Annotated in this window: 23 protein-coding genes; 5 read left to right on the forward strand and 18 right to left on the reverse strand. The window is 30.6% G+C overall.

Features of this window, described 5'->3' with window-relative positions:
* Positions 1-8: 8 nt before the first annotated feature.
* The gene (locus tag KQ51_RS08420; RefSeq protein WP_038471171.1) at positions 9-689 is read right to left on the reverse strand and encodes a hypothetical protein; all 681 of its coding nucleotides are present in this window, start codon (positions 687-689) and stop codon (positions 9-11) included.
* Between the two features lie 68 nt (positions 690-757).
* Positions 758-2,413: a DAK2 domain-containing protein gene (locus tag KQ51_RS08425; RefSeq protein ID WP_038471173.1), complete on the reverse strand. Its 1,656-nt coding sequence runs from the start codon at positions 2,411-2,413 to the stop codon at positions 758-760.
* Between the two features lie 303 nt (positions 2,414-2,716).
* Between KQ51_RS08425 and rpmB the strand changes: the two genes are divergently transcribed.
* The gene (gene rpmB / locus KQ51_RS08430; protein ID WP_038471175.1) at positions 2,717-2,908 is read left to right on the forward strand and encodes a 50S ribosomal protein L28; all 192 of its coding nucleotides are present in this window, start codon (positions 2,717-2,719) and stop codon (positions 2,906-2,908) included.
* Between the two features lie 169 nt (positions 2,909-3,077).
* Here the strand turns inward: rpmB and KQ51_RS09540 are convergent, their stop codons facing one another.
* From KQ51_RS09540 to KQ51_RS08460, 6 genes are all read right to left on the reverse strand, one after another.
* A complete protein-coding gene (locus KQ51_RS09540; RefSeq protein ID WP_052609409.1) occupies positions 3,078-3,605 on the reverse strand; it encodes a helix-turn-helix domain-containing protein in 528 nt (175 codons plus the stop codon).
* Between the two features lie 107 nt (positions 3,606-3,712).
* Positions 3,713-4,318, reverse strand: coding sequence for a thiamine diphosphokinase (locus KQ51_RS08440; RefSeq protein ID WP_038471177.1), 606 nt, complete (start codon positions 4,316-4,318; stop codon positions 3,713-3,715).
* Positions 4,315-4,947, reverse strand: coding sequence for a ribulose-phosphate 3-epimerase (rpe, locus tag KQ51_RS08445; RefSeq protein WP_038471179.1), 633 nt, complete (start codon positions 4,945-4,947; stop codon positions 4,315-4,317). Before rpe ends, KQ51_RS08440 begins: the two co-directional genes overlap by 4 nt.
* Positions 4,948-4,957: 10 nt before the next feature.
* Positions 4,958-5,824 carry a ribosome small subunit-dependent GTPase A gene (rsgA, locus tag KQ51_RS08450; protein WP_038471181.1) on the reverse strand — a complete coding sequence of 289 codons (867 nt, stop codon included), beginning with the start codon at positions 5,822-5,824 and terminating at the stop codon, positions 4,958-4,960.
* Positions 5,825-5,997: 173 nt separating this feature from the next.
* Complete coding sequence (locus tag KQ51_RS08455; RefSeq protein WP_038471183.1) at positions 5,998-9,075, reverse strand: WG repeat-containing protein; 3,078 nt, start codon at positions 9,073-9,075, stop codon at positions 5,998-6,000.
* A gap of 115 nt (positions 9,076-9,190) precedes the next feature.
* Complete coding sequence (locus tag KQ51_RS08460) at positions 9,191-9,769, reverse strand: hypothetical protein (RefSeq protein WP_038471185.1); 579 nt, start codon at positions 9,767-9,769, stop codon at positions 9,191-9,193.
* Between the two features lie 716 nt (positions 9,770-10,485).
* On the opposite strand from KQ51_RS08460, the gene KQ51_RS08465 reads away from it, so the two are divergent.
* A complete protein-coding gene (locus tag KQ51_RS08465) occupies positions 10,486-12,318 on the forward strand; it encodes an MAC/perforin domain-containing protein (protein ID WP_038471187.1) in 1,833 nt (610 codons plus the stop codon).
* Between the two features lie 93 nt (positions 12,319-12,411).
* Here KQ51_RS08465 and KQ51_RS08470 read toward each other — a convergent pair whose 3' ends face one another.
* The 3 genes from KQ51_RS08470 to KQ51_RS08480 all read right to left on the reverse strand — a co-directional run bounded on the left by KQ51_RS08470 (position 12,412) and on the right by KQ51_RS08480 (position 14,378).
* Positions 12,412-13,062 carry a vWA domain-containing protein gene (locus tag KQ51_RS08470; protein ID WP_038471189.1) on the reverse strand — a complete coding sequence of 217 codons (651 nt, stop codon included), beginning with the start codon at positions 13,060-13,062 and terminating at the stop codon, positions 12,412-12,414.
* Between the two features lie 81 nt (positions 13,063-13,143).
* A complete protein-coding gene (locus tag KQ51_RS08475; RefSeq protein ID WP_038471192.1) occupies positions 13,144-14,088 on the reverse strand; it encodes a macro domain-containing protein in 945 nt (314 codons plus the stop codon).
* 107 nt (positions 14,089-14,195) lie between these two features.
* Positions 14,196-14,378 (reverse strand): hypothetical protein, encoded by a 183-nt coding sequence (locus KQ51_RS08480; RefSeq protein WP_038471194.1) that lies wholly within the window; start codon positions 14,376-14,378, stop codon positions 14,196-14,198.
* A gap of 211 nt (positions 14,379-14,589) precedes the next feature.
* Here KQ51_RS08480 and KQ51_RS08485 point away from each other — a divergent pair, with 211 nt between their 5' ends.
* Positions 14,590-14,937: a DUF1971 domain-containing protein gene (locus KQ51_RS08485; protein ID WP_038471196.1), complete on the forward strand. Its 348-nt coding sequence runs from the start codon at positions 14,590-14,592 to the stop codon at positions 14,935-14,937.
* Between the two features lie 50 nt (positions 14,938-14,987).
* On the opposite strand, the gene KQ51_RS09545 is transcribed toward KQ51_RS08485, so the two are convergent.
* The 5 genes from KQ51_RS09545 to KQ51_RS08510 all read right to left on the reverse strand — a co-directional run bounded on the left by KQ51_RS09545 (position 14,988) and on the right by KQ51_RS08510 (position 18,612).
* Complete coding sequence (locus KQ51_RS09545) at positions 14,988-15,782, reverse strand: GNAT family N-acetyltransferase (protein ID WP_052609411.1); 795 nt, start codon at positions 15,780-15,782, stop codon at positions 14,988-14,990.
* Between the two features lie 116 nt (positions 15,783-15,898).
* Positions 15,899-16,261: a cupin domain-containing protein gene (locus tag KQ51_RS08495; RefSeq protein WP_038471198.1), complete on the reverse strand. Its 363-nt coding sequence runs from the start codon at positions 16,259-16,261 to the stop codon at positions 15,899-15,901.
* A 222-nt stretch (positions 16,262-16,483) separates the two neighbouring features.
* Positions 16,484-17,770, reverse strand: coding sequence for a helix-turn-helix domain-containing protein (locus KQ51_RS08500; protein WP_038471200.1), 1,287 nt, complete (start codon positions 17,768-17,770; stop codon positions 16,484-16,486).
* 197 nt (positions 17,771-17,967) lie between these two features.
* The gene (locus KQ51_RS08505) at positions 17,968-18,198 is read right to left on the reverse strand and encodes a hypothetical protein (protein WP_038471202.1); all 231 of its coding nucleotides are present in this window, start codon (positions 18,196-18,198) and stop codon (positions 17,968-17,970) included.
* A gap of 78 nt (positions 18,199-18,276) precedes the next feature.
* Entirely contained in the window at positions 18,277-18,612 is a 336-nt protein-coding gene (locus KQ51_RS08510) for a hypothetical protein (RefSeq protein WP_038471204.1), read from the reverse strand.
* A 160-nt stretch (positions 18,613-18,772) separates the two neighbouring features.
* Between KQ51_RS08510 and KQ51_RS08515 the strand changes: the two genes are divergently transcribed.
* Together KQ51_RS08515 and KQ51_RS08520 are read left to right on the forward strand one after the other, a co-directional pair.
* Positions 18,773-19,384: a hypothetical protein gene (locus KQ51_RS08515; protein WP_038471206.1), complete on the forward strand. Its 612-nt coding sequence runs from the start codon at positions 18,773-18,775 to the stop codon at positions 19,382-19,384.
* A 179-nt stretch (positions 19,385-19,563) separates the two neighbouring features.
* Positions 19,564-20,274 (forward strand): TMEM164 family acyltransferase, encoded by a 711-nt coding sequence (locus KQ51_RS08520; protein WP_038471208.1) that lies wholly within the window; start codon positions 19,564-19,566, stop codon positions 20,272-20,274.
* A gap of 85 nt (positions 20,275-20,359) precedes the next feature.
* Here the strand turns inward: KQ51_RS08520 and KQ51_RS08525 are convergent, their stop codons facing one another.
* Together KQ51_RS08525 and KQ51_RS08530 are read right to left on the reverse strand one after the other, a co-directional pair.
* Positions 20,360-20,551, reverse strand: coding sequence for a hypothetical protein (locus KQ51_RS08525; RefSeq protein WP_038471210.1), 192 nt, complete (start codon positions 20,549-20,551; stop codon positions 20,360-20,362).
* Between the two features lie 193 nt (positions 20,552-20,744).
* Positions 20,745-21,449 carry a GNAT family N-acetyltransferase gene (locus KQ51_RS08530; RefSeq protein WP_038471212.1) on the reverse strand — a complete coding sequence of 235 codons (705 nt, stop codon included), beginning with the start codon at positions 21,447-21,449 and terminating at the stop codon, positions 20,745-20,747.
* Between the last annotated feature and the right edge of the window lie 10 nt (positions 21,450-21,459).

Genomic DNA, 21,459 nt, shown 5'->3' on the forward strand with positions numbered 1-21,459 from the left:
CTACTTATTTATTTGAATGACTTTTCGGTATTCACTTTTTTGAATAGTCTATTCCAATAGAAAACAAATTTTCGCTTTTTTCGACATTTAAATGAGATTAAACCATTCTTTGGAGTGAAAATTTTACTATGTTTGGCATAAACGTTTTGCTTGTTGTATAGGACATTAAGTCCATTTATTTGACGATAATTATACCAAGTTTCATATAACTCCATAATCGGATAATTAATATCTACTTCTTTTGTACTAAATTGTTGTTTTTGGACTGCTTCATTATGGCAAAGTAAGAAAAACTTATTAGCAAATATCTTATCAACCATTTTTATACTAACTTGCCCTTTATTTACAAGGTAATTAAGGATGATAAAGAACATTATATAATTTCCCATATTACTAATTTCGTCTTTTGAAAAATCAATTTTTAGCTTTCTGTTTTTCTTTAACAACTCATAACTTATCATGATTCGTTCATCTGAGTTGAACTTATCATTTAGTTCGAACAAGAACTCTGCTTTCTTTATTCTACTGTCTTTATACAGTTGATAGATAATTGCGATAAACCCTAATAAAGCTGTTGCAATCGTTACTTTGTTACTAACCTCTTTAGATGCAAAAGTAGCTGAATATAATACTACTGCAATAACAATTACGATAAACAATATCTTAAATATTGAACTTCTTCTAAACATATCTCCACTTCCCTTCATGAATAAATTATACCATAAATAAAAAAAAGGACCGAAGTCCTTTTTATTTTTTATTCTACTGCTAAAATGTATGAATAGATGTTTTGATTTCCTTCAATAACTTCTATTTCTACATCTGGGTAATGTGTATCAACTGATAACATTAATTTTTCTAGTTCTTTTTCATCTACATTATTCCCGTAAATAACAGTAACTATTTCACTATCTTCGTCAACTAACGTTTCCATTAATTTACAAACTGCAGATAATCTATCTTCTGTTGAAGAAATGATTTCTCCGTTAGCAATACCCATCCATTGGTCTTTTTTAATTTCAACACCTTTGTATTCAGTATCTCTAACTGCATATGTTACTTCTCCAGTTTTTACATTTTTAATTAAGTCTTCCATTTCAGCGATATTCACTTCTAACTCTTGGTTAGCATCAAACATTGTTAATGATGCATATCCTTGAGCAATCGTTTTAGCTGGTAAAACAGAAACACTTCTTTCTTCCATATATTTTGCAGCATGTTGTGCTGATAAAAGTACGTTCCCATTATTTGGAATAATGATTACGTGATCACAGTTTAAGTTTTCAACTGCATTGATGAAATCTTCTGTTGATGGGTTCATTGTTTGTCCACCATCAATAACACAAGATACACCCATTTCTTTAAATGTATTTTGTAATCCCTCACCGTTTACTACAGTGATGATTCCGTATTTTGTTTTTGGTTTTTCGTAATGTGCATGTTCATGCCCACAGTCATGTCCATCTTGTTCTGCATGAAGTAATGTTTCACTGTGTTGTAATGTCATATTTTCAATTTTTAGTGTCGCAAAGTTACCATATTGTTGTCCGAAGTTTAAAACGTCTCCTGGAGTTTGAGTATGGATATGTACTTTACAAATTTCTTCATCTGCAACTACAACTAAACTATCTCCAAAACGTGAAATACGTTTTGTGAATTTTTCTTTATTGAATTTATCTCCATCTTTAAGTTGAACGATAAATTCTGTACAATAACCAAAGTCTTCTCCGCCATCATACATTCCAATTTCTTGAGCAACACTTGGTACAGTAGCAAATTTAGAATCTTCTAAAATTTCACCCTCAAGTGCCAAAATCATTCCATCAATAATTACATTAAATCCAGCTCCACCTGAATCAATTACTCCAGCGTCTTTTAACACTTGTAATAAATCTGGTGTTCTGTCTAATGATTCATAAGCTTCTTTTACATAAACATTCATAATGTCTAGTAATCCTGTTTCTTCATTTACATCATTTACTGCTTTGTCAGCAGCTTCTCTAGCTACTGTAAGAATTGTACCTTCTACTGGATTAATTACGGCACTATATGCTTGTTTAACCCCTTGAACAAATCCTTCAGTAAACTCTGAAACAGTTGCAGTAGTTTTACCTTTAAATACTTTGGCAAATCCACTAAATAGTTGAGATAAAATTACTCCACTATTTCCCCTAGCTCCCATTAAGAGTCCTCTTGATAATACTTTTGCTACTTTTTCTACACTTTCATTTTCTAATGCACTAATTGCTTTAACACCGCTCATCATAGTTGATTGCATGTTACTTCCAGTGTCACCATCAGGTACTGGAAATACGTTTAACTCGTTAATTCTTTGATGATCATTTCTTAAGGCAATAGTACCGTTAGTAATTAAAAGTTTCATTAAATTACCATCAATTACAGTTGGGTTCATATTTATTCCTCCAATATATTTTATACATAATTGTTTTATTTTCGCTATAACTTGTGTTATTTTATCACAATTATAATTTAAATGCAAACGGAAAGTCTTTTTCAGTAGTGAAGCCGAAAACATATGATTACAGGCTCATACTTTGAATATCAAAGCATAGCGTATTTTAAAACACATATCCTTATATATATATTAGAAGATACTTTTTTAAAAATAAATATATTTTTTGCTTGATTTTTAATTCAAGTATGATACAATTATTTATGCTTGAAATCAAGCAATATACGATTGGAGGTATATACTATGGCAAGAGAATGTTATGCAACAAAGAAAAAAGGTATGAGTGGTAACAACCGTTCACACGGAATGAATGCAACTAAGAGAAGATGGAAAGCTAACCTTCAAAAAGTAAGAATCGTTGAAGAAGACGGAACAATCAAAAAAGTATTAGTATCTACTAGAGCTTTAAAAAGCGGTCTAGTAAAAAGAGCATAAGCAAACTTCTTAAAGTCGCTTAGCGACTTTTTTTATGTAATAAATCTCCCTTTCTTTTAAAAAGACGAATAAAAAGCACTCAAAATTGAGTGCTTTTTTCGTATTAAAATACCCTTAAAAGACATCTTTTTTGATGCCTTTATATGGGGTATCGAAATGTTATTACTAACTATTGGTTATTGTATTTAACTTGCACTTTGACAAGTTTTGCTTGAATATCCTCAAATTTAAAAAATTCTTTTATCGTTTCTTCATCAACTGAGTATCCATCTATTATTAATTGAATTACTGATTTAGCTACAAATATTTCGCGATTACGAGGTTTTTTGTAGAATTCTTCGAATGGTACTTCCATGTCTTGGTTTATACCTTGCATCATTGTTTTATAGATACCATTATTTGGCCCTAAAACATCTTTTACTCTTAAAATAGATTCAATTGCATCTGCTACTTCATTAATATTGATTTTTTTATTCATTCTTTTTCTGAACTCTCCTGCATTTAGTATTTGATCAACAGTTACTTCTAAGATATCACTAAGTTCCATTAAGATACTAGTGTCTGGGAGTGTTGATCCAGTCTCCCACTTACTCACAGCTTGGAAACTAATACTTAGCTTCTCTGCGATTTCTTTTTGTGTTAAATGCATTTCGATACGTTTTCTTTTTATATACTTTCCAATCTCGATTGTATTCATTTTATTACCTCCTACATCAATATTATATAACTATTTGGCAAATTCAACAATAACTAGATATTTGAATTAATTCTATTTTCAGTTGAATAATAAAAAAAGAACAGATTTCACTGTTCTTTTTGATGTACAACAAGAAGTAATCCTTCTTTAAAACTTACTGTCCCTTTTCCTTTATTACTTATACAGATAGGATCATCAACAGTTAAACTGTAATTATTTAACTCATATTCAAATCCATGTAATGTCAGACCCTCTACATCTTCTAATGCAAAGAAGGAAATATATTTATAGGTATTATTTATTTCATATGTGTTTGGATCTAGGATATACATAACTTCATTCTCAGAAACAATCTTAATGTCACCTAGTTTTAGAAGCATTATATTAGCTATTGTGTGGTCCATACGTCTTCCTAAACCACCATATATCGTTATGTCATCAAATCCTCTTATAAGAGCTTCTTCAACCGCTAAGAATGTATCAGTTCGGTCTTTTTTTATTGGGTATTCTTTTATCTCTTTAGCATATTTTTTGATTTTCTCAAACTCATAAGGAGTTACACTATCAAAATCACCGAGAGCTAAATCAAATTTTACTTCATTTTTACTTAAAATATAAGCGCCAATATCAGCACCAATTGTAAATGTTTCATCGACAGTGAATATTTCCTTTAAATCATAGTTATTCGGTCCAGTTACAATATTACACTTCATAGTAAACTATTGATTCTCTCTTCAGGGTTTTCACTGTTAAAAACATAACTACCAGCAACTAATACGTCTGCACCAACCTCTTTACACATATTACCTGTAGTTTCATTGATACCACCATCTACAACAATTAGTAGTTCCGGATTCCATAGTTTTCTTAACTCACTCAGTTCACTTATTTTATCTAGAGCATTAGGCATGAACTTTTGACCTCCAAAACCTGGTTCAACACTCATTACAAGCACCTGGTCAATAAGTGGAATTAGTTCACGAATACTATTAACACTAGTATTTGGTTTAATTGATATACCAACTGAGACATTTAATTCTCGTAGTTTATCGATTAGTCCATATGGATCTTCAACTGCCTCAATATGGAAAGTGATTCTATCACTACCTGCCTTGACAAACTCAGGAGCATATTTTTCAGGATCTGAAATCATTAAATGGGTATCTAACACTTGTTTTGTATATTCTCTTAATCCTTTTATAACAACTGGACCAATTGAAATATTTGGTACAAAATGGCCATCCATTACATCAACATGTAACCATTTGGCACTACTAACTTTCTTAAAAGATTTTTCTAAGTTACCGAAGTCAGCACTTAGTATTGATGGAGCTACTATCATAAAATCACCTCTAGTATTTTATCTTTTGATTTTTTATTTCATCATGAATTATTTTGTAATTAAAATATCGTGAAGGTAGAATATTACCATTTTCTACTTCTTCTTTTACTTTACATTTTGGTTCGTTAATATGTGTACAACCTCTAAACTTACATTGATTTGATAGTTCAAAGAAGTCAACGAAGTTTATTGGTACATTATCGATGTCTATATCGAAGAAATCCAACTTAGAGAATCCTGGTGTATCCGCAACTAATCCTCCAAGGACTGGAAGCAACTCACTATGTCTCGTAGTATGCTTTCCTCTTCCGAGAGCTTTTGATATCTCATTTGTCTCTAAATTAAAGTTTGGATTGAGCGCATTTAATAGACTACTTTTCCCAGCACCTGTTTGACCAGCAAAAACACTGATTTTACCGTCAAATAAATGATATAAATTTTCAATATTCTCTTTGGTTTTAGAGCTTAGATAAACAACTTTGTAGTAGTTTTCATAATAACTTATCTTCTTTCTCAAGATAATATATTCATCTTTACTTAATAAATCTATTTTTGTAACAACAATAACAGGAGTTATATCCTCATTTTCAATAAGCATTAAGAACCTATCTAACAGATTAAAACTAAAGTTAGGTTCTTTGGCGCTATTAATTAGAATAGCTTGATCTATATTACATACAGGTGGTCTTTCTAGATTATTCTTTCTTTTTTTAATATCTTTAATAAAGTCTTCATCATATAATACTCTATCCCCTACTTTAGGTGATTTATTGATATGACGAAACTTCCCACGAGCTTTTAGCTCGTAAGTATTGTTTTCATTATCTAGCACAGTGTATAACCCACCGATAAGTTTAATAATCAGGCCTTCTTTCAAAGCACCACTCCTTTGTGTTTATTAGTGTATATATTATACCATATTTATTTATTATTAGTAACAAAAGCTAACTTTACCTATTCTCTGGTAATTTATAGTGATTTTAACTAACAAAAGCCCAAGGATAAACCTTGGACTTTTGTTTTTCATTTTTCTTTTAAGTTGAGTATGTGCTATTTAACTACATATTGTATGTAGTCGTAAATATTCGGTATTATTTCATTTCCTTCGATATCATAGATTCCGTAATAACCACCATTTATAGCGAAGATGATTCCATTATCTATATCTACAGATAAAATATCATATTGCAGTGGCATAATTAATTCTCCAAAGGGATCAATTAACCCGCATTTGAGATCATTTTTGACTATAATATAACCATCTCCAACTATGTAGATGTGATCATAAGTTTCATCAAACAGAGGTTCTCCCTCACTATCTATAAGAATATATTTCCCATCAACTTCGAATAGATAGTTACCTTCAGCTGTATGCGCTACAATATCATCATACTCGTATGTACCTAATAAGTTATCAAGGCTATCATATAGTTTTAGATTAAGTCCATATTCTAAGTAACTGATTACTTCTTCGTCGTCATCATAGAAATACCTTGTCAAGATTCCTTCTTCATTCACAATTGCTACATTGTACCCATCTTTGGAAACCAGATAGTGCGTATCCCCCAAGTTTATTAAATAATTATAAGTTATTGGTAAAATAGCATCTCCATTTATGTTGATAAACCCGGATTCTAGAGTTCCTGTCCAAACTAGAGCGTATCCATCTATGAATGGTATTGTCTGATAGAATGATTGTCTAAACAATAGTTCACCATCAAATCCATAGTAATAGTAATCAATATCTAACCCTATTACATAGATAGAATCTTCAAAAATCGAAATCGCCGATTTGTCTTCTATAATTATTTCTCCACTTGAATTAATAAGTGATTCAACTCCATCATCATTTATTACAGCGACTCCATATATGAAATTACCAGCATTATCGACATTTTCAGCTAAGAGTAAATTATCATTTAGATCGACATAATTCCTTGTATTATCAGAGAAGACAACAACAAAGAATCCACCTTGTATATCAGTAACACTTTTATAAACACAAGAAACTATAGTTGAGCCAGTAGTATCAATCACACCTTTTGAATTCGCATTAGAAGTTAACTGCACTCTCGCATAACCATCTCTAAAAACAGAAGCACTATAAAACTCCGGTGTTGGTAATATATTACCAAAAGCATCAACATACAGATACCTACCAGCACCTAGTTTGACAACTCCGTAACCTTCATTCATCGAGCTTACTTCTTCATATATCATTGGGACAACAACAGTATTCGTTGTGTCAACATAGCCACTTGAGGTATCGTCTGAATAGTCTAATTTAGCAGAAAATATTCCTTCACTATAAAAATATATTTGATAATAGTGATTTGGTATGACAACATTAAAATTGGAATCAAGTACTCCCATATTACTAGCATTTGGCACACTAGAATCTCTAGTATAATAAAATCCATTATTATTGTACTCAAGCGTACTATAAACAGCAGGCAATATCTCTACTCCATCCATATCAATTAGGCCATAGAATCCAGATGTATTTTCCACCATAGCATGACCCAAGCTATTGTATGTAAAGATATATGTGTAAGCACCAGTTAACATGTTTCCATCGTAATCCGCTAAGAAGTACTCTTCATCTTTGTATAAAGACATTCTACCAATTGCTGGTAAATAAATAGATTCGTAAATACAAGGTATAACCTCATTACCTAGATTGTCAACGATACCAAGCTCATCTTCAGAGTTTTGAACAATGAGTAAATCATCGTTAAGTTCGCCTATGAATACATATTCTTGCTCAATAATCAATTCGAGTGTCATTTTGTCATATAGACCACAATCTCCATCAGTACACACAAACAGACCAAAATCTTCAAACTCGTGATATGTTGAATTTACTATCGTAGTTTCATTTTCAATATTATGAATAACTGTGTTAAGAGAATTAACTACTAGGAACAACAATTCTTCCTCAACAGTAACAGTTTCATATTCTGCTTCAATAATGATATTGAATTCATTATCTAAAACACCTTGTTTTTGGTTTTCAGAAAAGATGTAGTATTCGTCATCGTTTATCATATATGAATCACCAATGATAGATTCACATTCAAATACTAGATTATATTCATCATCATAAATATATGTTCCATCATTAATCATTGTTTTAACATATCCATTATCTAAAAAACTGATTTGACGATGAATAAGCGGAAGCAAAGTTTCTCCTTGTTCATTGATGATTCCTTGGCTGAATGTCCCGTAACTAACAAAGGCAATCCCATCCATAAATAGTGAACCACTTGAGAATTGAAAATCAATTACAACTTCACCATTAGTATCAACATACCCATATTTAGTTCCATTAGATGCAATAGCTAGTCCATTATCACCATACATATTAATAGTGTACTCAGATTGAAAATACTGATTTGTTTCAGAATTATAAAAGAAGAACATACCATCTTTTTGCAATCTAACTATCCCTGCACCAAAGTAAAAAATATCGTCATATTCTAATGGTACAATTACATTTTGATCTTCATCGACAATTCCGTACATATTATTAGCACTTACAATATAAAAATCATCTGGAAGAGCAAAAATGTCTCCACCAGTAACTTCGACTGTTTTTGTAATACTCGCATAATATCCATCAGCATTACTTGCAGTATATTCAATCTCGTAAACGCCAAATGTATCATATACTATTTCACTATCATCGATTGTTAAAGCAGGTGTAATATCTCCGAATTTAGGATCTTCTACTCTGATACCTTCTAATAAATCAGGTATCTCTTCACCTAGAATATAAGTTATATTAACAGCACCAAGTATTACCGGATGTGGATTAGCAACTGTCACACTCTCAACAACACTTAAAACAATCGTTTCTTCATAGATTCTTTCTTCATCCAATTCAATATAGAAGACAATGTTATAGTCTCCTATAATATTCATGTTAACACTTGAAGTATCGACTTTTAGGAGTTGTTCTGTAACCTCTCCTTCAATTGCTACTCCTTCTAGTAAGTTTGGTAGAGCACTACCAACTTCTACTTGTATATTTTCATTTCCCGTAATACTAAAATCAGTGTTCCCCGTACAACCACTAACTAAAACAACAATAAAAAACATTACTACTATTAATAGTTTCTTCATTCTTTACCCTCCTAAGGAAAAATAAAAGCGCAACTAAACTAATAGCTGCGCTCTTGTGCTTGTATTCTATCCTAATTATAACATATTACATTTAACGAGTTTAGAACTTTTTTTATTACTTATCTAAAATCTTTTTCATTCTATCTTCTTGAAGATTGTATTTTACTCTTTCTTCAACATATTGTTTAATCATTTTACTTCTCTCAGCATTTATAAGATGAGACATTTTATTTGCTTTCTCAAGGTGCTTCTTGAACTCCGAAACAAACATCTCCATATCATCACTTACTTCATTTGGCACTCTGTCATACTTCATTACTTTGATTAGTTTTCTTTCGTCAATATCGACAGTCAGTAATTTACCAAGTGATGTATCTTTTTCAAACTTAATTCTTAAAACATCACTAGATCCTGTATAAAACAGAGTTAGTTTTAGTTTAAAGTCATTTTCTTGGAATTGATGTTTATCATAGGAAACATCTACTTCTTCAAGTAGATACTTTTTCTCTAGTTCTTTAATTACTTGTTCTGTCTTAACACCTGAATCAACCAACTTGTTTACCTCATTGATTACATAATAATCTCTTTTGCTTTGAAAAGGATCATATACTTTAGAGTTATGAACAATTATACTAGACTCTTTCTTAATCTCACTAAATAATTTTAAACTGATTGTGTTACCTTTAAATTCCATAAGATCACTCCTTACATTCTTATTATACCAAATTACTAGGAACAAATAAAAGAATGAGATTGATTATGAAATGATGGCTCCTTTAGGTCTTAAGTTATTGTTCTAAACATAAACCCAACTACTTTTTGGTAGTTGGGTTTGATTATATTTTGCTTATTTCAAGAAGAAATCATTTCGATATTCTAATGTTAATAATTCATTTCCTTCTAAATCCTGCAATCCAACGATTGAAATATTTTCTAAGAAATCAGGAAGCTCAGTTCCAACATTTAGAGCTATCTCCTCTTTTCCTGCAATCCTAGGATATCTCTATTTGCGTCATCACACCCGACTAATAAAAAAAGACATAATACTCTAGGCATTATGTCATATCATTTAAAGAAATGAATAAGCGATTCCATACTCTTTTCATAAAGTAATTGAAAAATAAGTATAATTTACTCTATTTTAGATATCTCTTCCATGAATTTAATATATCTGTCTTAACTATTCACTTTAGGTACATTTAAGTAAAGTTTGAAGAGTGCTGTCCTTTATAAATTGCGAAATATAAATGGAAATCTTTATTAATTAGATGTATTATAAATATAGAGAGAGAAATTATGAGGGGAATTCGAACTTACTTACTGGTCAGATTTTAGATAATAATCTAAGACCTTTTTATTTGCTTTTATAAATCGAATAACTACCTCACACAAATTATGGAGGGGTAAACAATGAAAAAAATTGGTATTATGGTTTTAAGTTTTTTTGTTTTGTTAGGTTTGTCAGGTTGCGATTTACTCGGTGGAGAAGGTATTGGAAATGATTCACAAGAATTGGGCTCTGAATACAAAGAAGTGGTTATTAGTAATGGTATTGGGAAAAGTGTGAATGCAATCACTAATAAGTATATCGAGACTCTATCAGGAGCAGTACCTGTATTCGATGCTGCTAAGCTAAGTGAACTCACAATTGTAAAGACACCAATGCAAACACAAAATGCAGAGAGTTTTTACAGTTCTACAATAGCTGAATTTACAGATTCAAGTTCTTCTTCTATTCAAAAGAAAATAGGTGCTTCAGGGGCATACAAGATGTTTACGGCAAGTGCATCACAGTTTAAGGAATTCAGCACTTCATTAACATATACCTCAAGTACCCAAGAAATGTATTATACATTACAACAAAATATTGTTGGAAACAGAATTGAGATTGAAGGATACAGAGACTTAAGAACTTTTGAAAATTCATTGTCAGATGAGTTTCTAAGAGATATAGAAGCTCTTAAAACCGGAACAATGACACCGGAGCAATTTATTAACATTTATGGTACTCACGTGGTTGTATCTGGGTATTTCGGTGGAAGACTTAGTTGCTATTTTTATATGGTAACAAATGATTCTTCTTATAACCAAACATCTAGTTCATCAGTGGAAAGAGCACTTTCAGCAGGGATAAAAGGTATAGTAAGTGGTGACGCATCATCATCTATATCAAGCAGTGTATCTTCAGCAATCGGTACACAAAATGTTGAAACACATTTTACAGCACAAGGTGTTGGTGGCTCATTCCATAGTTTAGGTGATTTAGATAATTTTTCTGCAAATTATCCAACTTGGGCAGAATCCTTTAATGAAAATGAAAATTATTCTGTATTAGTAGATATACCTGAAAATGGTTTGGTATCAATATGGGATTTATTCCCAGTGGAGTACGAAGCACAAAAAACTGCAGTATATGACGCTTTTATTAATGAAGCATCAAATACCTACAATTCTTTTATTGACAGTTTCCTACGAGCTACTGACGATGGCAATATTATCGATTTCGGTGGTGGAGAAGGTACTTCTGCATCTCCATACATCATTTCAAGCGAAACACATCTATCCAATATTGGTAACTTCTTACAAGCAAACACGTACTTCAAACTTGTAAGTGATATTAGTATTACTAATTGGACTCCAATTGGGTCATATAAAGAGAGTGGTTCTGCTGTACCAGCAAATCCTTTCAAGGGACATTTTGATGGAGGTGGACATACCATAACATACAGCATTGATGTAGACTTTGGATCAAGTGATAGCACGAGTACATACTACAATCTTGGATTGTTCGGAGCGACCGATGGTGCAACAATTAAAAATCTAAATGTTTCAAATACAATTTTAAGTAAAAACAGTGAAGGAGTTGCAGGATATCTATTTGTTAACGGAATCTATTACAATGTTGGTGGTATCGCAGGATACACCAAGGATACTATAATAGAAAACTGTAACAGCAGTGGTGAAACCACTATTTTACTGAGAAAATTCAACCCATTTATAAATGTATATGGAATGTTACAACTAGGAGGAATAGCAGGTTATTCAACTAACACTAACATTTCGGACTGTTCAAACTCTAGTACAATATATGGTGCAAGTTTCCATAGCAATGTTGGTGGAATTATTGGACACAAGAAAAGTTCTACGATTATAAACTGTACAAATTCTGGTGCAATTGCAAATAAACTTATGCTTGGCACTTATGGTGGATATTCTGGTAACTTACATGGATACGAGGATTAAATTAACCATTTGAGAATCAATACTTAGTCATTAAAAAAGAGAGACTCTTGATGAGTTTCTCTTTTCTTTTTTATTCACTGTCATAATATTATTTTATATTTGATTCCTACTTGTAAAATCTTTATTAAGATCCTTATCCCAGTTATCATCAATCTTTGAATTCATACGGTAATTACTTACTGTCTTACTTAGTTCTTTATAGTGTTTTTCAACTCCCTTATGATCAGCATGGTAATTCACAGAACGTTCTCTTCTTATCCCGAATTTTTCCCCTTCTTTGGCCGCATCGATATTCGCCCCTAAAAAGATAAATTCCCAGTTATAAATATCAGTTTGTTTTTTGATCAAAGTTCTAATATCTCTGTATGTGAATTCTTTTGAAGCATTCTCATGCCCATCAGTAGTAATAACTACTAATGTGTTCTTAGGAACTTCACTTTCATCTAATCTTTCATGTTGTCTTTTAATCTTAAGAATAGTTTTACCAACAGCATCTAGTAAAGCAGTCATCCCCCTCGGATAATATTCTTTACTTGTTAATGGATTTACATTCTCGATATTTTCATGTTTGTTAATCATATCATATCGATCATCAAATAACACAGTTGTTAGATATGCTTCCCCATCTTCTTTTCTTTGTTTCTCAATTAATGCATTGAATCCCCCAATAGTATCTTCCTCAAGTCCGCCCATACTCCCACTTCTATCTAATATAAATACTATCTCAGTAATGTTTTTTTTCATATCACTCACTCCTTTTCTGATTTCATTATATGATAATAAAGCATAAAAAAGGTCGCCCTGAAAGCGACATTTTATTTTATATTATAGTGGATTCTTACCATACTCGTGAAGAACTAGATTAATCTCAATTATGTTATAAATTCTTTTCTCAATGAAAAACTTAATCATTAAATCAAACTCAATGCTTTCTGTTAAGGAATAACCTGCTCTATCTAGTAAATCCTCAGTTTCATCTAAATCTAGTCCTAATGCAAGACACAACGCTATTGCAGTTGTTTTCTTTGGTTGATAGCACTTATCTGACCTAATCTTAGAAAACAGTTTCCTGCTCATATTTGCTTGTTTATACACTTCTACTTCTTTATAGTCTTTTTCATCAATTAGCTTAAATAATTTTTGTTGAAATGTAAGAGTATCTACTTTTGGAAATTCATCAATTTCCATATTCATGTTAAACATTGATTGTTTTTGCATTTCAGCTTCAAAGATATTGTTTCTATTATTAGCATGTTGTTCTCTTAAATACATTCTTATATCATGAGATATCATTTTTGAGGTTCTAGATCTATATGGTTTATATAGTACTAGGTACACATCAATATCATATTCTCTTAAGAATCTATTAATTGAATCTATTGCTATTTCTATAGCGATATGTCGAGGACATCCATTAGTACCACCAGATAGTAATGGAAATGCAATCGATTCTAAATTATGTTTGATTGCTAGTTTAAGTGCAGACAGGTATGCTTTTTCTAATCTATCTTTAAAACTATTATTGTCTTCATAGATTGGAGAAACAGTATGAATTACATATTTAGAATTTAAATTATAGGCATTAGAAATACGGGATTCAGACTCTTGAATCTCACCTATCTCTTTTCTTTCATTTAACAGTTCAATACCTGCTTTATTGTAAATCTGCGCTTCTACTCCTTCAGCAACTACTGGTAAAGTATTAGCACTATTTACTATAGCGTCGGTATTAAACTCTGTAATATCCTTTTTTATTACATAAAACGGCATAATGTCACCTCATATTTAGTAAGTTGATAAATAATTTACCGACCCAATTTTAACATAATGAAAGAAGTCAGTAAATGACTTCTTTGTGTAAATCATTGATACAGAATCTAAAATATAAAAGATGTGACAATAATGACTATTCCAATAACCATTAGGAAAATACGATATCCAATGTCACCAATAAATTGGATAAGCCATTGATTCTTTCTTTGATTTTTTCCTACACCTAGAATTCCTAATATTGTTATTATAATTCCAGTTACTAAAGTTATAATTGAATAAGTTTCCATATGTATCTCCTTTTTTATTATCTATAAATATCTTAGCATAGATTACTAATCTGGTAAATGCCTTCTATATTATAATAATTAATAACTCATACTATTTATCCTTCCGAGATACTCATTTGCTTGTTTATAATTTATAGTGTTTTCTGAAACGACATATCAAAATAGTGTTAGACTTAAACTAATAACAAGCATCAATGAAAGAAGGTATAAAATGAGATTCCAAAAGCTACCATTACCAAGTAAAGAAAACAAATTAGGAGAAACAACTTGGCTTACAGAAGAAACTGTTCTTAAACCAATTCTCAATAAGCATATGGCTCCTAAAGGTAAGGTTGGACTAGTTATAGTAAAAGAAGGGTCGTTAGACTTTGTATGGGAGGACACTCCGGATGATATTATTACCGGGAATAGTTATCATCCAATCGTTATTGAACCCGAAAGATATCACCATGTGATAATTACAGGAAATGTATTATTCAAAATAGAATTTTATCAGGATAAACCGTCAAATGAATATGATGAGTCCGCAGTTAGACCAGGAGAAGCTTTTATTAAATAGAAATAGAAAACCATTGTGAACTTTTCACAATGGTTTTTTTATAATAAAATTTATTTATTTAGTTCTTTTGCAAATATGTATTCCTCATAACCTTTTGGGTAATCTTTAAGTGTTGCTACTAGTCGATAGCCTAGTTTCTCATAAAATTGTTTTGCTTGAAATTCACAAGTCTCTAGAGCTACATATGCGACACCTTTTTCAGTTGCTTTTTCTTCGATTAATTCCATTAATTTCTTACCTATTTTTTTTCCTCGGAAATTTTCTATAACTACAAGTAAACTAATATCTATTCTATCAGATGTTATTTCACCGTGGACACCACCAATGATTGTGCCATCTTCTTTTGCAAGTACGATCAAATCACTTGTTTTTATGCTCTTTTGTGATTTATATAATAACTCGTCTTTATCCTTTGATTCTATAATCTCTAAATTTAGATTACTTTTAATATTAAAAGACGTGTTTGATAGATAATGATATTTCTTTGTTAATGGTGTAGCTTCAATTATACCGTCACATAAAAATCCTATAGTATAAAAATCATTTATTGTTTTCGACTCTTCACCTTGATAAAGAATTCCACTGGCTTTTCCTTTAAAGTATTTGGAGATTGCTGATAATAGATGATTTAACAATTCAATTCTCTCATAGTAAATATCTTCTAGAGTTATCATGTCCCACCCTAGACTTGCATGTATTGTTGCTACTAGCCTACCGTTTTCTTTTATATAAAAATATCTGTCTTCGGTTGGCCTTACACCAGTGAAGACAGTATTATATTCTACTAAATGTTTTGATAACTCCGGGCGATTCTTCAAATTCTCTTCGTATATGTATTTAATCATCATTGTCTCCTTAAATCTAATGTGGTTTTATAAAATACTATCCTCTAATAAGGTTAATCTACTATTTTTCCAATCATTTCGTCCACCTCATCCAATTATAATAAACTACGTTATACCTACTTCAATTGTTCATCAACTGATTTTGTATAATTCTGAACTACTTCACCGGTATGAAGGGTTGTCTTGTTTTCAAATAATACTACCCAACACTCCTCTGTAGTTTTCGGGAAATGTGCAATCCCCTTTTTAACTACATGAAAATCTCCCTCTTCAAGGAGTACTTCACTATCTTTATATTCAATAATCATCGTTCCTTTAATGACAATAAAAAGTTCATCTTCATTCTCATGAGTATGCCATACTAAATCACCACTAATTTTAGCTACCTTCATGTATGAATCATTCACTTCAGCAACTATAGAGGGCGACCAAAAATCCGTGATTTTGTCAAATTCTTTTGTTATATTTTTTTTGTTCATAACATCACTCCTCGTTCGTTATTTTACCATATAAAAAGAAAAAAAGCATACATTTAACATGTATGCCCTCAGTAAAATTGTTTGTATCATCCCTAATACTTTTTCCCTTAATCCGTTACTACTATATTTTAACTAATATGTCTTGGTTTTACAACCTCATTTGTGTCGATATACATTGTACCGAAATGAGCTATTTTTTTGCAGTTTTCGAGTGTTTGTAAACTATATAGTGCTTGGTTTTATCGAATAATGTGTAATATGTATCTTTTTTAATTTTAATAATTCTTCAGATATTTCTAAAGCCTTCTTGTATTTTCTATCTTCTTTATAATATTCAATCAATAAGTTATATGTCAATCCTATTAATTCTTGACTATTACCTTTTACTGAATGAGTCTTCAACTCATTAATTTCAGAAATATAGGTATCATCTCTGTAGTCTTTATTTTGCCATTTCATTAATATCTTTATAAGTAATTTACTAGACTCTGATAATGCAGAGTATTCATCTTTGATTATTTCGTTATAAAATCCAACCAATCTTATATCTTTATTTACTAAATACACTCTAAATTTAGTATAAGCATATCCAGTTGTTGAAGTATCAACAACTTTGTTTAATTCATTTATTGCTTTCTCGTAACTGTTTTTATAAAAATATACTTCAGCTCGCATAACATAGCAATTATCTAATAAGTATTGGAGTGTAAACTGCTCAGCAAATTGTGCTACATGATCAACTAATGTAATTACTTGATCAAATCGCATTATCGTTAGATAAACCTTTGCGATTAACAACCTACAACGCATTGCCCGTAAGTAATTAGTTCTCTTTTCGTATTCCTCAATTACTTTATTACACAATGAAACACTATTAGTGAACTTATATTGTTTTAAGTATGCTCTTACTAAGTATTCATTTATAAAAACATCAATTTCGTCACGCCCAATTTCAATTGCCTTTTCAAGTTGTATTTCTGCTTCTGAATATAACGAGTTACTTAAGCATTCAACCCCTTTGATAAGAAATATGAGTTGCTGTTGTTCTGGTGATAAATACTGAATAACAGGCTCATATACCATAATCTCGTCACGAACTGCTTTTGTATTTGTTATAGCATAATACAAAGATCTAATAATATGATAGTTTACAACTTCTAAACTTGTTAAGAACAATTGCGACTTTGATTCTAATTCATCAACAAATTCTTTGGCAGCATCATATTTATAATTCAATATATTTGAAAAGATGTTTTTATAATAATAAGCCATACTTGTAGAAACATCATCTGATGTGTTTAACTTCAAATCTAAAGCATTCATTATATCTTTCAATGTTTCCTCTGATGGTGCCTGTTTTCCCTTTTCAATATTAGATATCAAAGTATGAGAGATATTTGTTAGAGTTGCTAGTTTTCTCAATGATATCCCCGCTTCAATTCTAGCTACTCTAATATAGACACCTAAAACAGATAGGTTTAATTTGACAATTTTAGTTTTTTTAATCATTGTATCACTCCTCAATATTTACAATTGTAATTATTCTGCAGTTTAACACTCAATTATACAGTTTGTAAAGTGTAATTACAAGTTTTTCATAGATACAATATTCTATCAAAAAAAGAAGCCAATAAATGACTTCTAAATCGCTAATAAAATACAGAAATATAAAGGATGAAAAATTTTAGTTCATGCAATTCTCAATTTCAAGATTCATCATTTTCGTTTTCTTTCCTCTTACCACTTCTTAATAATGCTAAACCTATTATCCAAAATATCAATGCTCCGACTCCCCAAACAAATGCAAATATTATTTGGAAGAATAAAAATCTACTGTCCTTAATAAGCATATCATAAACTTGAATTACAAACACTACTGTTAAAGTTGCTCCAAAAACTAACAAGATCCAAGAAATAATTTTTGTTAAATTTGACATATAATCACCTCAACTAAATTTTATCATAAAAAAAGAAGCCGGTAAACGACTTCACATTTCATATGTATCTTTTTTAAGTTAAAACTTATAATCTATTTCTTTTTTCTCTACTTCTTTTCTCAAGCTACTTGATACCACAAGAGTTACTAAAAGTGTCCCTGAAAAGAAGAACATACCTTCTTTCCAATTATAGTATTCACGATAATACTCTCCGTCTATTATAATATGTTTATCCTTATACTTTTGGATTGCCTTTTCTCTTGTTTCTACTTCTATCACAAAATCATTAAACACTTCTTCATATCCATCATAGTACATTTCATGTGTAATAAATTCATAATCCTTCTCAAACCCAATTAGGATTGAACAAATGAACATAATAATTAGAATTGTTATTTTTATACCCTTATACATACTATCCCCTCCAATAATAAATTGTAACATAATGAAATACTTATCTCAATCACTTATGGCTGCTTAATCAGTTTGATTATATGGAATTTTCAATATAGTCTATCAATTCCTTTTTTATTACTTTAAAAAGAATTATACTATTTATGTAAGGAGGAAAGAAATGAAAAAGATTTTGATATCATTCTTATTTATTCTTCTACTCAGCTCATGTCAACCAAGTTCATACATAATTGTAAGTGTTGAACCTGTTGATGGATACTACATATATTATAAGGAACAAAATGGTATTCTTTGTAATACTTATTGGGAGGACATATTTTATAGTGGTGAAATTTATAATTATGGCTACAGTTTTAAAGGATGTAGCGCAAATATGTCATACTTCATTAAAACAGGAGATTCAGAATATATCTATCTTCGTGATGCACTCGATTTAGAATATATCACTCTAGATTCCCTAATACCTGAGTTAATGATGTTAGAACGTAATCCTGAGATAATAGAATCCGATGAAGCAGATTATTACTGGTTAGATTTCCATATTGATGGTAAAGTTGTTTATGCTTATGCCGGTGGTGAATGTGATCAAAATGGAAGCGAGACGTTTATTATAGATAATACAACTTACACATATAATGCAAGTGGATGTCTCAAAGACAACATTTTATTTATGAGAATTGATGGCACTGATATTCCAGTTGAAACATTACTTAGTGATGGATCAATTGATGGAGAATATCTCATACCTTTGCTGGTTAAGAGTATTGAATAAGAATTCTATGTTAACCTACAAATCAACTTATAAAAGAAAACTAAACTATTTAGAGTTTAGTTTTCTTTGAATCATTACTTCACTTTTTACATCTATTATTATAATAGAAAAACAAAATATACTTGTTGGTTAATATCGTAATAAATATGATATAATTTGGATAGAAAGAGAGGATACTTATGGGAGATTTTTTTAGTAACGAAATTGGTTATACAATTTCTTGGTTTAGTTTGGGTCATTTCCTTTTAATTATTGGTTTTATATTATCTTTAGTATTAATTTGGTGGATTTCACCAAAGATTAAACAAAGTAAATATGAAAAAGTGCTTAGATTTTTCCTAGTCGGGTTAGTTATCCTATTTGAATGGCGTGTATTTGAAAGTAGAATGCTTGAAAATTCTATATTTAGAATGCCACTTTGTGCAGTATCATTATATGGCTTAACTCTTGCGATTGCATTTAGTAAAGAAAAAGCATTTAGGATTATTTACTTCTACGCCTTTGGGACATTCCTTACATTTTTATTCTTTGATACATTATGGGGATTAGATAGATGGAGTGGTTGGACATTTTTCGGAGCACATGCTTGTATAGGTTGGTTAGCAGTATATGGTGTTACTGTATTAGACTATAGACCCACTAAAAGTGATTTATACAAATCAATGTTGCTTTTAGCTATATTTGCCCTTATCTCTGGCTACGCGACTTATCGTTTTGGTGGTTCTGACGAGTTATTTCTATTCCACCCACCACTTGTGGAAGTACAATTTTTAATCGATATTCATCCACTGTTGTATCAAGTGATATTCAGTTCTGTAGCAGCATTACTTATGGGCGCAATGTATTTACCAATTTTTATATCAAATAAAATTAAAAAAGGTCATGCTTAATCAAGCATGACCTTTTCATTAAAATGACTTTTTTGTAGTTTATTTCTAAATTATGATATTAAAAAAATGCAATTGTCAAAAAAAACTAACCAAAATATGCTGACAAAGTTCCTATTAAGAAAGTAACAGTGAATATAATTCTATACTTCCTACTTGTCCATGACTCATAATAGCCTGCATGTTCATTCTCAACACTTCTTCTAACACCTATAACAACAATAACTCCCATAAGGAACCCAAATACTAGATACAATATAAGTCCATAAAAGTCAAACATAAAAGCATCCTCAATTCTAAGATTATTTTTCTGGCATCTGCATTAATTTCATTTAAAAATAACTCTTTTAAAACCCAGAAGTCAAAAAAGTATATCTTTTTCAAATATTTTACCATACAAAAAGAAGTCAATAAATGACTTCTTATCTGTCCATATTGAATAAAGTTTATATTGTAATTATTAGATATGCAATTTAGAATTCTCCCATATCGTTAACCCAGATAAATGCTTTAATCTTAATTGGGTTAATAAAACCTAGTTTATAGGCTAACATATGTGACCCTTTCTTGTGCTCCCAGCAACTCCAATTAGGCGTAAAACCTAATTCAAGAAGTTTATTTATAGTTACCAATGAAGTCTCAAATGCTAGTCCTTTATAACGGTGTTTGGAGTCTGTCCAAACATCGAATTCAGCATTAGCTGCACCTTCCATATATGCTCTTGAGAAAGAGATAACTTTCCCATCTTTATACACTTCTGCTTGATAGTATGGTGATGATGATAATTTGTCACTAAATCTTTGTAATTTAACCTCGTGATTAAACTTATAATTATCATGTATTTTCTTGAAAGCAGTTTGATCTAAAGTAAAAGAATATCTTAAATCAATTGCTCCACCAATTTGCTTAAATATTTCACTTAAATAGTTATCCCAATCTTCATTAGGAGAAAAGAGAATAAATTCATCCTTTTTACGTTCTTTGATGTATTTTCTTATCTCACTAATAACTTCTTCTTTATCTTCGGGAATGGTTCCTGAAATATAATGAAAATCAAATTCAGTGAAAAGAATGGTGAATGAGTACTTTACTTCACTTAAAGTATATTTGTATTGCCCTTCTAAATGAGAATGGATAATAGGTATTGAATGAGTATAATCATTAAAGAGTTTCTTCATAAGACCACCT

This window comes from Candidatus Izimaplasma bacterium HR1 (genome assembly GCA_000755705.1).
Classification (GTDB): domain Bacteria; phylum Bacillota_I; class Bacilli_A; order Izemoplasmatales; family Izemoplasmataceae; genus Xianfuyuplasma.

What these genes read in the sequence shown, in the direction of transcription:
- KQ51_RS08420 (WP_038471171.1), bottom strand. Translation starts at nt 689, where the DNA reads ATGTTTAGAAGAAGTTCAATATTTAAGATATTGTTTATCGTAATTGTT.
- KQ51_RS08425 (WP_038471173.1), bottom strand. Translation starts at nt 2,413, where the DNA reads ATGAACCCAACTGTAATTGATGGTAATTTAATGAAACTTTTAATTACT.
- rpmB (WP_038471175.1), top strand. Translation starts at nt 2,717, where the DNA reads ATGGCAAGAGAATGTTATGCAACAAAGAAAAAAGGTATGAGTGGTAAC.
- KQ51_RS09540 (WP_052609409.1), bottom strand. Translation starts at nt 3,605, where the DNA reads ATGAATACAATCGAGATTGGAAAGTATATAAAAAGAAAACGTATCGAA.
- KQ51_RS08440 (WP_038471177.1), bottom strand. Translation starts at nt 4,318, where the DNA reads ATGAAGTGTAATATTGTAACTGGACCGAATAACTATGATTTAAAGGAA.
- rpe (WP_038471179.1), bottom strand. Translation starts at nt 4,947, where the DNA reads ATGATAGTAGCTCCATCAATACTAAGTGCTGACTTCGGTAACTTAGAA.
- KQ51_RS08455 (WP_038471183.1), bottom strand. Translation starts at nt 9,075, where the DNA reads ATGAAGAAACTATTAATAGTAGTAATGTTTTTTATTGTTGTTTTAGTT.
- KQ51_RS08460 (WP_038471185.1), bottom strand. Translation starts at nt 9,769, where the DNA reads ATGGAATTTAAAGGTAACACAATCAGTTTAAAATTATTTAGTGAGATT.
- KQ51_RS08465 (WP_038471187.1), top strand. Translation starts at nt 10,486, where the DNA reads ATGAAAAAAATTGGTATTATGGTTTTAAGTTTTTTTGTTTTGTTAGGT.
- KQ51_RS08470 (WP_038471189.1), bottom strand. Translation starts at nt 13,062, where the DNA reads ATGAAAAAAAACATTACTGAGATAGTATTTATATTAGATAGAAGTGGG.
- KQ51_RS08475 (WP_038471192.1), bottom strand. Translation starts at nt 14,088, where the DNA reads ATGCCGTTTTATGTAATAAAAAAGGATATTACAGAGTTTAATACCGAC.
- KQ51_RS08480 (WP_038471194.1), bottom strand. Translation starts at nt 14,378, where the DNA reads ATGGAAACTTATTCAATTATAACTTTAGTAACTGGAATTATAATAACA.
- KQ51_RS08485 (WP_038471196.1), top strand. Translation starts at nt 14,590, where the DNA reads ATGAGATTCCAAAAGCTACCATTACCAAGTAAAGAAAACAAATTAGGA.
- KQ51_RS09545 (WP_052609411.1), bottom strand. Translation starts at nt 15,782, where the DNA reads ATGATTAAATACATATACGAAGAGAATTTGAAGAATCGCCCGGAGTTA.
- KQ51_RS08495 (WP_038471198.1), bottom strand. Translation starts at nt 16,261, where the DNA reads ATGAACAAAAAAAATATAACAAAAGAATTTGACAAAATCACGGATTTT.
- KQ51_RS08500 (WP_038471200.1), bottom strand. Translation starts at nt 17,770, where the DNA reads ATGATTAAAAAAACTAAAATTGTCAAATTAAACCTATCTGTTTTAGGT.
- KQ51_RS08505 (WP_038471202.1), bottom strand. Translation starts at nt 18,198, where the DNA reads ATGTCAAATTTAACAAAAATTATTTCTTGGATCTTGTTAGTTTTTGGA.
- KQ51_RS08510 (WP_038471204.1), bottom strand. Translation starts at nt 18,612, where the DNA reads ATGTATAAGGGTATAAAAATAACAATTCTAATTATTATGTTCATTTGT.
- KQ51_RS08515 (WP_038471206.1), top strand. Translation starts at nt 18,773, where the DNA reads ATGAAAAAGATTTTGATATCATTCTTATTTATTCTTCTACTCAGCTCA.
- KQ51_RS08520 (WP_038471208.1), top strand. Translation starts at nt 19,564, where the DNA reads ATGGGAGATTTTTTTAGTAACGAAATTGGTTATACAATTTCTTGGTTT.
- KQ51_RS08525 (WP_038471210.1), bottom strand. Translation starts at nt 20,551, where the DNA reads ATGTTTGACTTTTATGGACTTATATTGTATCTAGTATTTGGGTTCCTT.
- KQ51_RS08530 (WP_038471212.1), bottom strand. Translation starts at nt 21,449, where the DNA reads ATGAAGAAACTCTTTAATGATTATACTCATTCAATACCTATTATCCAT.